12 protein-coding genes are annotated in these 16,156 nt (G+C 48.3%); 8 read left to right on the top strand and 4 right to left on the bottom strand.

Annotated elements, in window-relative coordinates; all coding sequences use genetic code 11:
- Positions 1–97: 97 nt before the first annotated feature.
- The gene (gcvP, locus tag BMZ54_RS16175; protein WP_089913707.1) at positions 98–2,962 is read right to left on the bottom strand and encodes an aminomethyl-transferring glycine dehydrogenase; all 2,865 of its coding nucleotides are present in this window, start codon (positions 2,960–2,962) and stop codon (positions 98–100) included.
- 340 nt (positions 2,963–3,302) lie between these two features.
- Here gcvP and BMZ54_RS16170 point away from each other — a divergent pair, with 340 nt between their 5' ends.
- Complete coding sequence (locus tag BMZ54_RS16170; protein WP_089913704.1) at positions 3,303–3,794, top strand: YkgJ family cysteine cluster protein; 492 nt, start codon at positions 3,303–3,305, stop codon at positions 3,792–3,794.
- Between the two features lie 165 nt (positions 3,795–3,959).
- Here BMZ54_RS16170 and BMZ54_RS16165 read toward each other — a convergent pair whose 3' ends face one another.
- Positions 3,960–5,216 (bottom strand): MFS transporter, encoded by a 1,257-nt coding sequence (locus BMZ54_RS16165; RefSeq protein WP_089913701.1) that lies wholly within the window; start codon positions 5,214–5,216, stop codon positions 3,960–3,962.
- 211 nt (positions 5,217–5,427) lie between these two features.
- Between BMZ54_RS16165 and BMZ54_RS16160 the strand changes: the two genes are divergently transcribed.
- The 3 genes from BMZ54_RS16160 to BMZ54_RS16150 all read left to right on the top strand — a co-directional run bounded on the left by BMZ54_RS16160 (position 5,428) and on the right by BMZ54_RS16150 (position 9,474).
- The gene (locus tag BMZ54_RS16160; protein WP_202909262.1) at positions 5,428–6,657 is read left to right on the top strand and encodes a PQQ-dependent sugar dehydrogenase; all 1,230 of its coding nucleotides are present in this window, start codon (positions 5,428–5,430) and stop codon (positions 6,655–6,657) included.
- An 84-nt stretch (positions 6,658–6,741) separates the two neighbouring features.
- A complete protein-coding gene (locus BMZ54_RS16155; RefSeq protein WP_089913698.1) occupies positions 6,742–8,868 on the top strand; it encodes a carboxy terminal-processing peptidase in 2,127 nt (708 codons plus the stop codon).
- A gap of 87 nt (positions 8,869–8,955) precedes the next feature.
- Positions 8,956–9,474 carry a GNAT family N-acetyltransferase gene (locus BMZ54_RS16150; RefSeq protein ID WP_089913695.1) on the top strand — a complete coding sequence of 173 codons (519 nt, stop codon included), beginning with the start codon at positions 8,956–8,958 and terminating at the stop codon, positions 9,472–9,474.
- Between the two features lie 71 nt (positions 9,475–9,545).
- Here BMZ54_RS16150 and BMZ54_RS16145 read toward each other — a convergent pair whose 3' ends face one another.
- Both BMZ54_RS16145 and topA read right to left on the bottom strand, forming a co-directional pair.
- Complete coding sequence (locus BMZ54_RS16145; RefSeq protein ID WP_089913692.1) at positions 9,546–10,418, bottom strand: transglutaminase-like domain-containing protein; 873 nt, start codon at positions 10,416–10,418, stop codon at positions 9,546–9,548.
- 88 nt (positions 10,419–10,506) lie between these two features.
- Positions 10,507–12,858 carry a type I DNA topoisomerase gene (gene topA, locus BMZ54_RS16140; protein WP_089913689.1) on the bottom strand — a complete coding sequence of 784 codons (2,352 nt, stop codon included), beginning with the start codon at positions 12,856–12,858 and terminating at the stop codon, positions 10,507–10,509.
- A 227-nt stretch (positions 12,859–13,085) separates the two neighbouring features.
- Here topA and BMZ54_RS16135 point away from each other — a divergent pair, with 227 nt between their 5' ends.
- From BMZ54_RS16135 to BMZ54_RS16120, 4 genes are all read left to right on the top strand, one after another.
- Complete coding sequence (locus BMZ54_RS16135) at positions 13,086–13,856, top strand: Rossmann-like and DUF2520 domain-containing protein (protein ID WP_089913686.1); 771 nt, start codon at positions 13,086–13,088, stop codon at positions 13,854–13,856.
- A gap of 151 nt (positions 13,857–14,007) precedes the next feature.
- The gene (locus tag BMZ54_RS16130; protein ID WP_089913683.1) at positions 14,008–14,529 is read left to right on the top strand and encodes a KdsC family phosphatase; all 522 of its coding nucleotides are present in this window, start codon (positions 14,008–14,010) and stop codon (positions 14,527–14,529) included.
- 92 nt (positions 14,530–14,621) lie between these two features.
- Positions 14,622–15,563 carry a geranylgeranylglycerol-phosphate geranylgeranyltransferase gene (locus BMZ54_RS16125; RefSeq protein ID WP_089913680.1) on the top strand — a complete coding sequence of 314 codons (942 nt, stop codon included), beginning with the start codon at positions 14,622–14,624 and terminating at the stop codon, positions 15,561–15,563.
- A complete protein-coding gene (locus tag BMZ54_RS16120; RefSeq protein ID WP_089913677.1) occupies positions 15,563–16,156 on the top strand; it encodes a Maf family protein in 594 nt (197 codons plus the stop codon). The genes BMZ54_RS16125 and BMZ54_RS16120 overlap by 1 nt, the downstream gene beginning before the upstream one ends.

Genomic DNA, 16,156 nt, shown 5'->3' with positions numbered 1-16,156 from the left:
TCTTTTGATTAGTTATGAGCTACTTATATGCCTAAAAAAAGATTGCCGCGATCCAGGACCGCGGCAATCATTCGTAATTCCGTAATTCGTTATTAAGCTATGCTTCTGCTTCTGCATAAGCGCTCACCGGCTCGCAGGTGCAAATGAGGTTACGGTCGCCATAGGTGTTATTTACGCGGCTAATGGAAGGCCAGAATTTGTTAGCCTTCACATATTCCAGCGGATAAGCTGCCTGCTGGCGGCTATAGGCAAATGACCATTCATCGGCAGTAATTACAAACTGCGTATGCGGTGCATTTTTCAGTATGTTATGTTGTTTGTCGGCCTTGCCTTCTTCCACTGCGCGGATCTCTTCGCGGATGGCCAGCATGGCATCACAGAAGCGGTCCAGCTCAGCTTTATCTTCACTTTCCGTAGGCTCGATCATAATAGTACCAGCCACAGGGAAGCTCAGGGTAGGGGCGTGGAAACCATAGTCCATCAGGCGTTTGGCCACATCTTCCGCTTCAATACCGGCGCTGGTTTTAAAGGGACGCAGGTCCACAATAAACTCATGCGCGCAGGTGCCGTTCTTACCGTTATACAGGATGTCATATGCTTTTTCCAGCCTTGCCTTCATGTAGTTGGCATTGAGGATGGCGTATTCAGATGCCTGTTTTACGCCTGCTGTGCCCAGCAAACGGATGTAGGCATAAGAGATAAGCAAAATACTTGCAGAGCCATAAGGAGCTGCAGATACTGCCTGTGCGGTGCCTTTATTCAGCGATACGTGGCCGGGCAGGAAAGCTGCCAGGTGCTCACCCACGCAAATGGGGCCCATACCGGGACCACCACCGCCATGCGGAATGGCGAAGGTTTTGTGCAGGTTCAGGTGGCATACATCTGCGCCAATTAAGCCCGGTGCTGTTAAGCCTACCTGTGCGTTCATGTTGGCGCCGTCCATATATACCTGTCCGCCGTATTCGTGAATGGTGCTGCAAATGTCTTTTACACTTTCTTCATACACGCCGTAGGTTGAAGGATAGGTGATCATGATACCTGCGAGGTCATTGGCATGCGCCTGTGCTTTGGCTTTCAGATCATCTACATCTATATATCCGTTTTCCAGCGCTTTTACTACTACTACCTTAAAGCCCGCCATTACTGCAGATGCGGGGTTGGTACCGTGCGCAGAAATGGGAATGAGCATAATGTTGCGATGGCCTTCATTACGGCTTTCGTGGTAAGCGCGTATCACCAGCAAGCCGGCATACTCGCCCTGGGCGCCACTGTTGGGCTGCAGGCTGCAGGCGTCAAAACCAGTGATCTGGCAAAGGTATTCGCTCAGCTCCTCTGTGATCTGTTTATAACCGCCGGTTTGATCCTTCGGTGCAAAAGGATGGATCTTACTCCAGTGTGCCCAGCTAAGGGGCATCATTTCCGTAGCAGCATTCAGCTTCATGGTGCAGGACCCCAGGGAGATCATGGAGGTGTTCAAAGAAAGATCTTTGTTCTCCAGCATTTTGATGTAACGCATCATCTCTGTTTCGCTGTGGTGCGTGTTAAACACCGGGTGCAGCAGGTAAGGAGAGGTACGTGCCAGGGAAGCCGGTATAGCCGCTGCTTTTGCTGTAATGCTCTTAGCAGTTACCTGGCCGGCATCAAATAGCTGCAGAATGTCGTTCACATCCTGGATGGTAGTTGTTTCATCCAGCGCAATACCAACGGTATCAGCGCCAAAGTAGCGGAAGTTAATGCCTGCCTGTTCTGCTTTTGGTTTAATGCTTTCAGCAGGTGCTTTTACTACCAGGGTATCAAAGAAGTGTTTGTGCTGTACGATTATGCCTTTGGCCTGCAGCTTTTCTGCTATGGTATTGGCCAGCAGCGCTGTGCGGGTAGCAATGCGCTCTAAGCCCTGCGGGCCATGGAACACTGCATACATGGCGGCCATATTGGCCAGCAATGCCTGGGCGGTACAGATATTGGAAGTAGCTTTTTCGCGTTTAATGTGCTGCTCGCGGGTTTGCAGGGCCATGCGCAGCGCGCGGTTGCCCTGGGCGTCAATACTTACGCCAATGATACGGCCGGGAATAGCGCGTTTAAAATCATCCTTCACGGCAAAAAAAGCAGCGTGCGGGCCGCCAAAGCCTAAGGGTACGCCAAAACGCTGGGCCGATCCCAGGGCTGCATCCGCACCCAGCTCACCGGGAGGGGTAAGCAGGGTAAGCGCCAGCAGGTCGGTAGCCATGGCTACATAAGCGCCGGCAGCATGTACCTTTTCAATAAAGGAGCGGTAATCCTCTACTGCACCCAGGTCATTGGGATATTGCAGCAGGGCGCCAAAATAGGAATCATCCGGCTGGGCGGTTTTATAATCGCCGTACACCACTTCAATATCCAATGGGGTGGCGCGGGTAAGCACTACATCTTTGGTTTGCGGGAATACGTTGTTATCTACAAAAAATTTAGGCCGGGTCAGGTGATCATGATCGCGGTTCAGCGCGTTGAAGAACATGGTCATGGCTTCTGCTGCAGCGGTTGCCTCATCCAGCAGGGAAGCATTAGCAATAGGCAGGCCGGTAAGGTCGCTTACCATGGTCTGGAAGTTCAGCAGGCTTTCCAAACGGCCCTGTGAAATTTCTGCCTGGTAAGGGGTATACTGGGTATACCATCCCGGGTTTTCAAAAATGTTACGCAATATCACGCTGGGGGTAATGGTATCGTAATAACCCTGGCCAATATAGTTACGGAACACTTTGTTCTTAAGTGAAACCTCTTTCAGGTGGCGCAGGTAGTCGCTTTCACTCATGGAAGCCGGAATAGCCAGCGGCTGCTGCATGCGGATGTTGCCGGGTACGGTTTTATCCACTAAAGCTTCCAGGGAGGGAACGCCGATGGTGTCCAGCATCTGGTTGGTTTCAGATTCATTTGGTCCGATGTGACGGGACACGAACTCATTTTGTTGAATATCAAAAAGATTCATGATATAAAAGCAGGTAGTTTGAATAGAATGTGCAAAGCTATAACGATTTTAAGCAACTGCCAAACGGGCGGCAGGGTTGTGGAAACTGTGGTGATAAATGAGTGATTGGAAGCTGTGCTATTGTCATGGATTTGTTGCTTTGCTGTCGCTACGCAAGTCCATGGTCGATGGTCCATAGTCCATAGCCTACTTCAATGTGAAGGTACAGCGAGTGAATGCGGTAATCAGGGCAGGTGTGCAGGGATTAATACCTCCATTCCCGAAGGGCCCGTTCCCACGTTCTATGCAATGGACCATGGACTATGGACCATCGACTTTTTAAACTTACCTTTGCGCTCAAATGAACCACTTACTAGAGAACTGGGAGCTGAAGGCAAAAGAAAAGCAGAAGGCTAATAAGCAATTCCTGCAAAAGCTGCAAACCAAAAGAGGCAAGGGCGTAGAAAAGCTGTTGCCGGAGCTGCATGAGGAAGCTTTTAGCCATATTGACTGCCTGCAGTGTGCCGGTTGCTGTAAAACTATTAGCCCCCGGTTTAAAACGCCGGATATTAAACGCATTTCCAAACACCTGGGCCTGAAAGAATCCGTATTCATTGAAACTTACCTGCGCCTGGATGAAGATGGCGATTATGTAGTGAAAAGAACGCCCTGCCCTTTCCTGGGAGCAGATAATTACTGCGGCATTTACGATGTGCGTCCCGGTGATTGTGAGAATTACCCTTATACTGATAGCTACGATTTCTTTAAACGGCCTAATACCACTTTTCTGAACAGTACTATTTGCCCGGCAGTATATTATGTGCTGGAGCGGTTAAAGACCATCATGAAATGACCGGAGAAGCAGGAGCTAAGGGGTAAACTGGAGGTCCTGACATGGACTTCACCAGGGAAGGACCAGGGAAAAACATGGGATTTAGCAGGGAAGCACATGAGAAGAACATGAGAAACACATGGGAAAAACATGATGCTGGCCTAAAACAAATATCCTGTTTGAATTTTACGCCTTCAGATCCAGCTTGCGCATAGCCGGTGAAATAATGTAAGTAGTGATCACCACTCCCAGGGTTACACATCCGCCAAACACTACAGAGGGCACCAATCCCAGCGCCCGCGCCATAAACCCGCTTTCAAAAGCGCCCAGCTCATTGGAAGATCCTACAAACATAGAGCTTACAGAAGCCACGCGGCCCCGCATATCATCTGGTGTTTTCAGCTGCAGAATAGTTTGACGGATGATCACACTAATACCATCCAGCATACCACTTAGCAGCAGCGCAAAAAACGACAGGTAAAAGCTTGTGGACAAACCGAAAATAATAATACACAACCCAAAGCCGAAAACTGCCGCCAGCAGCTTAATGCCGGGCTTATTCACCAGGGGACGGTAAGCCAGTATAAACATGGTAACCAGTGACCCTACAGCTACTGCAGCCCGTAAAAAGCCAAATTCCAGTGAGCCCACATGCAGCACATCGGTAGCAAAAGCCGGCAGCATAGCGGTGGCGCCGCCAAATAATACGGCAAACATATCCAGCGCCATGGCGTTCAGCACTACCTTGGTATTCCAGACAAAGCGCATGCCTTTGGTAAGCCCCTCTATAAAACTTTCGCCCTGTGATTTATAGTAAATGGGTTTGGGCTTTATCTGCAACAGGCAAAACATAGACAGTACAAAAAAAGCCACTACTACCAGCATAGACCAGTGTACGCCAAACAGGTGTATGAAAAGCCCGCCCAGTGCAGGGCCCGTCATGCCGCCTATTTGCCAGGCGCTGCTGCTCCACGTAGAGGCATTGGCGTATAATGAACGCGGTACCAGTAACGCCAGCATAGAAAAGTTGGAAGGGCTGGTAAACGCCCGTACAATACCACCCAGGAACACCAGCGCGTAAATAAGGTTCAGCACCAATTGGGTAGAGAAGCCCTGCACAGCACGGTCCCAGGTAAGCAGGAACAAACCGGTGCCTATAACAATGTAAGAAATAATACAAGCCAGCAGCATACCTCTTTTTTCCCGCTTATCCACCATATGGCCGGCAAAAGGCGCCAGCAGCACGGCGGGTATCACCTCTGCCAAACCTATTAAGCCTAATGTGAACGGATCATGTGAAAGGGCATACACCTTCCATTCAATAATGGTGAACTGCATGCTAAGGGCAAATACAATTGCAAAACGGATAACGAGGTAAAAGTTAAATTCCTGTATGCGTAGGGAGGCATATGGATCATTCTTTACAGGAGTCGCCGTGTCCAAGCTGATGCGTTTTATTGAGTGATAAGGTGATACAAATTTAAAATAATTGCTGAAAAGTTTAGAGCGAATTATGGAGATGCCCTACAGCAGCGGGCTGCAGCGTAGCCGTATTATATCCGGATGGGAATAACCTGAACGGAATATATTAAATGTTGAACGGTAGCAGCTATCACTTTAAGATGATTATTTTTATAGTAAAGAAGCTCTGTTTATGAATGCATTTCGTTTATTGATGGCCGTGCCTGTGCTGGCATTTTCCATTGCCAGCCAGGCTGCCCCTTTATTGAAAGAACCTCCCGCCCGTAAAGCCCGTTTACAACTGATAACCAATAAATTCATTTCTCCAGTAGCATTAGGCGTACCGGGTGATGGCAGCGGACGTTTATTCATTTGCCAGAAAGAAGGGAAAGTATGGCTCATACAGAACGGGCAGCTTGCCGCACAACCTTTCCTGGATGTAAGCAGTGAAATGGTGAAGATCAACCCGGGTTATGATGAACGTGGGTTGCTGGGCATAGCTTTTCATCCGCGCTTTAAACAAAACAAGAAGTTTTATGTGTATTACAGCGTGCCATCCAATACGGCCGGCAGCAACCATAAAAGCCGTATTTCAGAATTTACCGTATCAGCCAGTAATCCCAATGTAGCTGACCCGGCCAGTAAGCGGGTGGTAATGGAAATAGAGCAGCCGGAATCCAACCACAATGGCGGCGACCTGGTATTTGGGCCCGATGGCTATTTATACATAGGCCTGGGCGATGGCGGCGGCGGTGGCGATAAACACGGTAGCATTGGCAATGGCCAGAACCTGAATACTTTGCTGGGTAAAATTTTACGTATAGACGTTAACGGTAATCCGTACAATGTACCAAAAGATAATCCCTTTGTAGGCGAATCAAAGGCACGGCCTGAAATATGGGCCTTTGGCCTGCGCAACCCCTGGCGTATATCCTTTGACCGGGCTACCAAACGGCTGTTTGCCGGTGATGTAGGACAGAATAAGTACGAGGAGGTGGATATTATCACCAAAGGCGGTAATTACGGTTGGCGTATCAGGGAAGGTTTGCATGGCTTCAATACACCGGATGATTTCCCTGAAGAAGCTTATGGTGCTGCCCTTAAGCACAAGCCCATAGACCCCATTGATGAATATAGCCACGACCTGGGGATTAGTGTTACAGGCGGGTATGTGTACCGGGGAAAGGCCCTGCCGGCCCTGAAAGGCAACTATGTATTTGGCGATTATAATGGTAAATCCTGGGTGCTGGTACAAAATGGCAGTAAATGGGAACGGGCCGACCTGGAGCTGGAAGGGCGCCCCGCCGAAGGCTTACAAATATTAAGTTGGGGCGAAGATGAAGCAGGTGAGCTATATATGCTTTGCAGTTCTTCTACAAGTGAGGGTTTTAAAGGATCCGTATATAAATTGGTAGGATTTTAGCGGTAATGTTTTGTTAAACCAACGCTAACCCGCTCTGACGGGAGCCAATTTTAGTTTAAATTTGATAAAGTTCAATTGTTCCATATGAGAAGAATGAAAGTGATTATTCCGGTGTTGCTAATAGTTATCTCCGGCGGCGTACTGGCTTTCAATAAGTTAGGCAAAACAGACGATCCTCCCGGGCGCTATGAGATTATCATGAACCTGGTAGGGCAAATATTAAAAGAGGGTCATTACCAGCCCAAAGCACTGGACGATGCATTTTCTAAAGAGGTATTTACCAAGTATTTGAAAGATCTGGACAGTGAAAAGAAATTCCTCCTGAAAAGCGATATACAGAAGCTGAGCACTTTATCAACCCACATTGATGACGAGCTGCAGGGCGCCCCGCTGGATTGCTTTAACAGTGTAAATGCCATCATTAAACAACGGGTAAGCGAAGCCGCTTTGTTATACCCTGCCATTCTGGCCCAGCCTTTTGATTTTACCAAAGATGAAAAGGTAGTGCTGGACCCCGACAAAATAGATTACCCGGCCGACGAAGCAGCCCGCAAAGAAGCATGGCGCAAAGTGCTGAAATACCGCACCCTGGAAAAATTAACCGATCTGCAGGAAATGCAGGCAAAAGATAAAACCAATGCTAAACCCAAAACCGACGCTGAACTGGAAGTAGAGGCCCGGGCCAAGGTAAAGCAGCTGTACGACCGTTATTTTGACCGCCTGAAGAACAAGCAGGATGATAACGACCGTTTTAGCCTGTATGTAAATGCCATTACTACTACCATGGATCCGCACACGGACTTTATGCCGCCTGCAGAGAAAAGGTATTTTGAAGAGCAGATGGCCGGCAAGTTCTTTGGCATAGGCGCGCAGCTGCGGGAAGAAGATGATAAGATCAAGATCGCAAGCGTAGTAACCGGTAGCCCCAGCTGGAAACAAGGTCAACTGAAAGCAAATGATGTGATCCTGAAAGTAGCGCAGGGCGATAAGGAACCGGTAGACATTACCGGTTATACCGTAGAAGATGCTGTAAAGATCATCCGCGGAGCTAAAGGATCTACCGTTAAGCTAACCGTAAAAAGCACCGATGGCACAGTAAAAGAAATAGCCATTGTGCGGGATGAGATCGTGCTGGATGACACCTTTGCAAAATCTGCCATTATCAATGGTCAGCATAAAATAGGATACATTTACTTACCGGAATTTTACGCTGACTTCCAGGACAGGAACGGCGCACGCTCCGCAGTAGATGTAGCTAAGGAAGTACAGAAGCTGAAAGCGGAAAATGTAGAAGGCATTATCCTGGATCTGCGCTACAATGGTGGCGGTTCCCTGCAGGATGTGGTACAGATGGCCGGCCTGTTTATTCCGGATGGCCCGATAGTACAGGTACGCTCCCGCGGTGGTGATAAGGTGGTGCTGCCCGATCGTGATAAGAATGTACAGTATGATGGCCCGCTGGCTATTATGGTGAACGAATACAGCGCCTCTGCCTCCGAAATTATGGCAGCTGCCATGCAGGATTATAAACGTGCAGTGATCATAGGCAGTGGATCTACCTTTGGTAAAGGTACCGTGCAGCGTATGTATAACCTGGACGACTTTTTCCCCAGCAAACCTGAAATTGGTGCGCTGGGCGCTTTGAAGCTTACCGTGCAGAAGTTTTACCGTGCAAACGGCGGATCAACCCAGTTAAGAGGCGTAAGCTCTGACATTGTATTACCCGATCCGTATGCTGAAGTAGGAGAGAAGAAAGATGAAGATGCGCTGGCCTGGGACGAAATACCCAAAGCTAACTTCAACACCTGGATTGATCCCGTGAATGTAGAAGCGCTGAAAAAGAAAAGCGCCTTAAGGGTAGGCAGCAGCGAAGCATTTAAGACCATGACGGAGAATATCAACGCTATTAAGAACATAGACAAACAGGAATCTTACCCGCTGAATATACAAACGTATAAGACCGAGCAAAAGAACAATACCGCAGCGTTGAAGAAATACGATTCTGTAAACGACAAGGTGAAGGAGCTGAATATTGCCAGCCTGAAAACAGACCTCGACAAGCTGGGTAACGATACCGGCAAAGTGGCCCGTAACAAGGATTGGTTAAAGTTCCGCGCAAAAGATCCTTACCTGGATGAGGCTGTGAATGTGATGAATGACCTGATCGTAATGTCTTATCCCAAAATGAAAGGAAAACAGGAAAGCAATTAACGCTTAACGCAAAACGCATAATGCAGAACGCTGATCACCACGTAGGGATCGGCGTTTTGCTTTTTATATTATCAACCACCAGCGTATATGAATACCAAATTCACTATTGCCACCCTTAGCAGCCAGCCGGAAACCATTGCCGCCCTGGCAAACCTGATCATTGACACGGTTGCCAATGGCGGCTCCGTTAGCTTTATGCACCCCTTAGCGCCTGAAAAAGCTACCGCTTTCTGGGAGGCCTCACTGGCAGCTGCCGGCCGTGGAGAACGGGTAATACTGGGTGCCTATGATGGCAACTTGTTAATCAGTACTGTAACCTTGTTGCTGGATTGCCCGCCCAACCAGCCACACCGCGCGGAAATAGCCAAAATGATGACCCGAGTGGAATACCGTGGCCAGGGTGCGGCCCGTATGTTGCTGCAGGCAGCAGAGCATATTGCTGTTGAACGGGGTAAAACCCTGCTTACACTGGATACTGCGGAAGATGAAGGTGCGGCAGGGCTGTATGATAAAATGGGATACCAGCGTACCGGGGTTATCCCGGATTTCGCATTAAAGCCGCACGGCGGGCTTACCGGCACTATTATTTACTGGAAACGTTTATAAACACAAACGCTGATTGCGGCATTGTTATATGCACCAATCAGCGTTTGGCGTTAAGCTTTTAGCATTCAGCGTTAATCCGCCAGCATATTGATCAGGTTCACCAGCTCATCATACCTGTACCGTTCTTTATCTTCCTGGAAACATTTGGCCAGCTCCTCCAGCAAAAAGCGGATGATCTGTTTATTGGACTGCGGGCGGTAGTAGGCCGGTACTGGCGGTACAGATACCCTTTTCAGGTAGGTTTCTACATCCTGGTGGGAGTAGATCTGCCCCTGCATGGGATCTATAAAGAACAGGATGCGGTAATCATCCGGCTTGGGTGGTTCCGCAAAATCGTAAAATGAATCAAAGTAAGCCAGTATAAACTGCCGGGGAATGTTTACGGCATATACCGGCAGGTCCAGCATGGCGCACAGGCTTTGGTAAATAATGCCGTTGGTGATGGGATTACCCCTTTTGGCCTCCATTACCTGGTTAATGAAGAACTGGTTCTTACGCATGTAAGCCACTTCCTCACCCTTTAACCCAAAGTAGTTATAGATCATGCTGTTGAGCACATTGATCTGCTCCAGCGGGGTAAGATAGTTGTTCAGCTCTAACCAGATGTTGCGCTTAATACGCTCAATCTCCGTCATTACCGGGTTGGGCTGCATATCCGGGAACTGGTAGCGGGCTACCAGCATGGCGCCCTGCAGCAGGTCCGGGGTTTCTGCGCGGGTCCAGTGTTGTATAGCTATCTGCAGGTCCTGGTAGTGTACGCGGTGTATAAGCTGTTCTATCCGTTCCTGGATAGATTCATCAATTGTATTCTCCCACAAATTCTCCAGGTTGGGTATAATTTCTTTCCCAAACAGCAATATTTTACTGGCTACGGTATCAAATACTTCCTGATCCGGGTCGTCCAGCAAATGGAACAGAGCATTAATTTCTTTAGTTTCATTCATACGCGTCACAATGTGCTAATGTGCTGATATGCTAATGTGCTGATGTGGCGGAAAGTACTGCAACAGCATATATTTGCACACCTGCAAATTATTCAGTCTTCTTCTTTCTAGGCGGTGCCTTTTTCTTGGGCGGGTTGGCCTTTACATCTTCAATAATGGCTTTGGCTTCTTCTACAGTAATATCCGCAGCGTGATCAATCCTTTCCTTCGGTATCTTATAGTTCTTCAACCCTTGTTTTATATATGGGCCGTAAGGGCCTTTTAAGATCTGGATCTTTTCTTTTTCAAATACCTTAATGGTACGTTCATCTTTGGCCGTGCGTTTTTCCACGATCAGGGGCCCTATTTCTTCCAGCTCTACGGTGTAAGGGTCCATTTCCTTTTTAAGGGAGTAGAACTTCTTATCGTGTTGTGCATAGGGGCCAAAGCGGCCTATGTTCACCGTTACTTCCTGGCCTTCGAACATGCCCAGGTTACGGGGCAGGCGGAACAGCTCCATAGCATCTGCCATGCTAATGGTTTCAATGCTCTGGGTGGCTTTCAGCTTGGCAAAACGGGGCTTTTCCTCATCTTCAGCCTTGCCTATCTGTATCATGGGGCCGTAGCGTCCCATGCGGGCTACTACTGGCTTGCCGGTTTCAGGATCCTCACCCAGTAAACGCTCACCTTTCACCCGTTCTGCCTTTTCCAGGGTGTTGGCTACATCCTGGTGAAAGGGTTCATAGAACTCGTTGAGCATTTTATTCCAAACCTTTTTGCCATTGGCTATTTCGTCAAACTCCTCTTCAATTTTGGCGGTAAAGCCGTAGTCCATTACAGAATCAAAGTACTGGTTCAGAAAGTCGGTAACGATCATACCCAGGTCTGTAGGGAACAGCTTAGCTTTTTCGGCGCCGGTATTTTCCGTATCGGCGGTTTTAGTGATCTTATCCGCTTTCAGCGTCATGATACGGAACTCACGCTTTATGCCTTCTTTATCGCGCTTTTCCACATAGCTCCGTTTCTGGATGGTGGTAATCGTAGGCGCGTAGGTAGAGGGACGGCCTATGCCCAGCTCCTCCAGCTTTTTAACCAGGCTGGCCTCCGTATAACGGGGGGCCGGGCGGGTAAAGCGTTCGGTAGCCTTCATTTCTTTCAGGTCCACCACCTGTTTTACGGCCAGGGGAGGCAGCACGCCTTCCTGGTCTTCTTCATCCGCATCTTCATCATCGCGGCCTTCCATATATATTTTCAGGAAGCCGTCAAATTTCAGCACTTCACCGCTGGCGGTCAGCTCCTCGTGATTGGTGGAGATATCAATTTTAGCGATGGTTTTTTCCAGTTCTGCATCGGCCATCTGGCTGGCAATGGTACGCTTCCAGATCAGCTCATATAAACGGCGGGTATCGCTATCATCAATAGTAGCATTGTCCATGTAGGTAGGACGGATGGCTTCGTGCGCTTCCTGGGCCGATTCGTTCTTGTTCTTGAACTTACGGTGCTGGTGATAACGCTGGCCATAGCTCTTTTCAATGGCTTGTTTAATATCAGTAAGTGCGGTATCGGACAGGTTTACGGAATCCGTACGCATATACGTGATCTTACCGCTTTCGTACAATTTTTGGGCCAGCAGCATGGTTTTGGAAACGCTGTAGCCCAGCTTACGGCTGGCCTCCTGCTGCAGGGTGGAAGTGGTAAAAGGCGCTGCCGGCGATTTTTTGGCCGGTTTTACCTGTATATCCTTTACAGTATAGGTAGCGCCTATGCACTGTTGCAGGAACTTTTCAGCATCTTCCGCCGTTTTGAACCGGGAAGGGCCATCGGCCTTAAAGCTCAGGGTTTTACCCTGGCTATCCTTAGCGGTAAAAAAGGCTTCTACCTTAAAGCTGCTTACTGAGTTAAAGGTATTGATCTCCCGCTCCCGCTCTACGATGAGCCTTACGGCTACTGATTGCACGCGGCCGGCAGAGAGGGAGTTGCGCATGCTCATTTTGCGCCACAGCACCGGAGACAGCTCAAAACCAACAATACGGTCCAGTATACGGCGGGCCTGCTGGGCATTCACCAGGTTCATATCCAGCAAACGGGGCTGTTGTACGGCTCTTTCTATGGCAGGTTTGGTAATTTCATGGAAAACTATGCGTTTGGTGGTTTGGGGATCCAGCCCCAATACTTCACATAAATGCCAGGATATGGCCTCCCCCTCACGGTCCTCATCCGTTGCCAGCCATACCTCGTCGGTATCCTTGGCTAACTTCTTTAACTCCTTCACTATCTTTTCCTTATCTTCGGGAACAGCATATTTAGGTTTGAAGTTATTATTAATGTCGATACCCATATCGTCCTTTTCCAGGTCGCGTATGTGCCCAAAACAAGATTTTACCTCAAAGTCATTTCCTAATATCTTTTCTATGGTCTTAGCCTTGGCCGGGGACTCAACTATAACTAGATTTTTTGCCATGAATGCCTTCTTTATTGCGAGCTAAATATGCAAAATTTAATATAAAAAATAACAATACGATTTTTGCAAGTATAGAAATTAAGGGTGAAAATAAAAAATAAGGCTTTGTTTTATTGCGTTATAGGTTGTTTTAATGTGAATAATGGCAGGGGGAAGGTTACATATGGCCGTATATTCATATATTCGGCGTCGCAGAAGATCAAAAACGGATAAAAAGGACCAATTCTATGGAGATTGTAATTATAGGTGCCGGTAATGTAGCACATGCTTTCGGACAATTATTAAAGATCAACGGGCACCAGATCAAGCAAGTCATCAGTCGCAGCGCAGAGAGCGCTACAGAGCTGGGCGAGGTATTAAATGCGCCTGCTACCAACGACCTGCTGGATATTTATATGGAGGCGGATGTGTATATACTGGCGGTAAATGATGCGGCCATACCGGCGTTGAATGATGAGCTGCGCCTGGGCCGGCGCATAGTAGCGCACACGGCAGGGGCTGTACCCCTGAGCGCCATCAGCCGTATATCCACCCACACAGGGGTATTATATCCCCTGCAATCCTTGCGGAAGGAAATTAAGACCCCGCCACCCATTCCTATTATGCTGGAGGCCGGTAATGATGAGAGCCTGCGCCGCTTACAGTCCCTTGCGCAAAGCATTGCTTCCCGCATTGAGATTATAGACTCGCACCAGCGCCTGCAATTACACCTGGCCGCGGTGCTGTGTAATAACTTTACCAACCACCTGATTGCCAGGGCAAAGGTATATTGTGAGCAGGAGGGGCTTGACTTTAGCCTGCTGCAGCCTATTATAAAGGAAACTTTTGAGCGCCTGGATAAATATCCGCCGGAGGCGGTACAAACAGGGCCGGCTATGCGGGGCGATACGGCTACCATGCAGCTGCACCAGCAGCTATTGGGTAGTGATGCCCTGTTCCAGCAGCTATACAAAGTACTGTCTGACAGTATTTACCAATTCCAGGCAAATAAACTTTAGCCAATAAAACATATTTTTGCGATCTGCTGAGTAACCTGTATTACGCGAATGCCACACCATATATATAATATGGTCACGCGCGTACCACAGGTTACTCAGGTATCATTAAAAAGACACACTGATTTCCCGCTTCCAATCATTAAATCAAAGAATGAACGTTTTATCACTTTTCAAGCCTATCACCACGTTTGTATTGGATGTGGACGGTGTGCTTACAGACGGTACGGTGCAATTGCTGCCCGGCGGGGAAATGTCCCGGAAAATGAGTGTGAAGGATGGTTATGCGCTGCAGCTGGCTGTGAAAAAAGGCTACCGGATCGTGATCATTTCCGGTGGCAGGTCCGAAAGTACGGTGAGCCGCCTGCAGGGGCTGGGTATAAAAGATATATACCTCAACGTTACCCATAAAGAAGAACGCCTGCAGGATTATGTAATAGAGCATGACCTGCGCTGGGAAGAAATGTTATATATGGGCGATGATATACCGGACTACCGCTGTATGCAAATGGTAGGGCTGGCAGTGTGCCCGGCTGATGCGGTGCCGGAGATCAAAGGCATTTGCCGCTATATATCACCTCTTAACGGCGGCAATGGCTGTGTGCGGGATATACTGGAAAAGGTATTGAAGCTGAACGGGCATTGGGAAATTGATGAAACCATTGCGTCGAAATAGTTGGCAGTCTTTAGTTGGCAGTGGGCAGTCTTGTAGTACTTCATACTGCCAACTGGCAACTGCTAACTTGTTTTAAATTGTGAAGAACTTTTATGAAACTACTGGCTGCATTTTTAAAGCTGATACGCTACCCCAACCTGATCTATATCGGGTTAACGCAGTTTTTACTGCAATTCTGCGTAGTAGCGCCGGTACTGGCAAACAGCGGGGAACGGCCTTCCCTTTCTGTGCTGTGTTTTGTGCTATTATGTATTTCCACGGTGCTGGTAGCTGCCGGCGGTTACATCATTAACGATTATTTTGATATTAATATAGATATCGTTAATAAGCCGGACAAAATGGTGCTGGACAAGATCATCAGCCGCCGCTGGGCCATGGCCTGGCATACCCTGTTTAATATGGCCGGTGTATCCATCGGGTTTATAGTGGCCTGGAAAATAGGGCAGATCTACCTGGGTTTTACCCAGGTGCTGTGCTCCCTTTTATTATGGTTTTACTCCACCTCTTTTAAACGGCAGGTGCTGATAGGCAATGTGGTGATCTCTTTATTAACGGCCCTGTCTGTAGTGGTGGTGGGCTTTTATGAAAAACAGATCTACGAAAGCCTGGAAGCCATTATGTCCACGGCCGGGCGTAAGCTGATACAGATCATTGGGGTATATGCAACCTTTGCCTTTGTAATATCAATGGTGCGGGAAGTGGTGAAAGACCTGGAGGATATGATCGGCGACAGTAAAGACGGCTGCCGTACTATTCCTATTGTATGGGGTGTGCTGCCGGCCAAGCGCTTATGTTATGGCCTGCTGCTTGTATTGCAGGTATTGCTGCTGCTGGTAGAGGTCAGGGTAGCTATACCCGGCTGGTACCTGGCCATTGCCTATTTGCTGCTGCTGGTGCAGGCGCCGGCTATTTATATATGGTTCTTATTAAAGAAGGCGCATTTGCCGGAACATTATCATAAAGTAAGCTCGCTCATTAAATGGGTAATGCTTAGCGGCATTTTATCCATGATATTCTTTAAAATCTATCATTAATGTATAAGGGACAACGTGTGGTGTTGGCATCGCAATCGCCCCGGCGTAAGCAATTGCTGGAGCAGGCAGGCATTCCTTTTGAAGTGAAGGTGGTGGAAACAGCGGAAACCTTTCCGCCGGATATGCATATACCGGATGTGCCCGTACATATAGCCCGCCAAAAGGCAGCTGCCGTAACGGTGCTGTGCGATAGTAACGATATTATAATTGCGGCAGACACCGTAGTAGTGCTGGATGATGTTATCATCGGCAAACCCAGGGACCGGGAAGATGCTGTTAACATTCTCAGCACCCTGAGCGGCCGCATTCACCAGGTAATGACCGGTGTAGTTATTAAACAGGGTCCTGCCCATGAAGTTAGTTTTGTAGATATTACAGAGGTGCATTTTAAAGCCCTTACACAGGAACAGATCAATTATTATATAGATCATTACAAACCCTATGATAAAGCAGGCGCCTATGGCGTGCAGGACTGGATCGGCGCTGTTGGTATTGACCGTATTAACGGCTGCTTTTACAATGTAATGGGGCTGCCGGTAAGCAAGGTTGTAGAGCAGCTAACACGGTTGGCTGCAGAAGCAGCAGTGCAATAA

The organism is Chitinophaga rupis, from assembly GCF_900109685.1.
GTDB classification, from domain to species: domain Bacteria; phylum Bacteroidota; class Bacteroidia; order Chitinophagales; family Chitinophagaceae; genus Chitinophaga; species Chitinophaga rupis.
The sequence above is the reverse complement of the archived record's forward strand: the minus strand, read 5'-3'. Positions and strand labels throughout refer to the sequence as shown.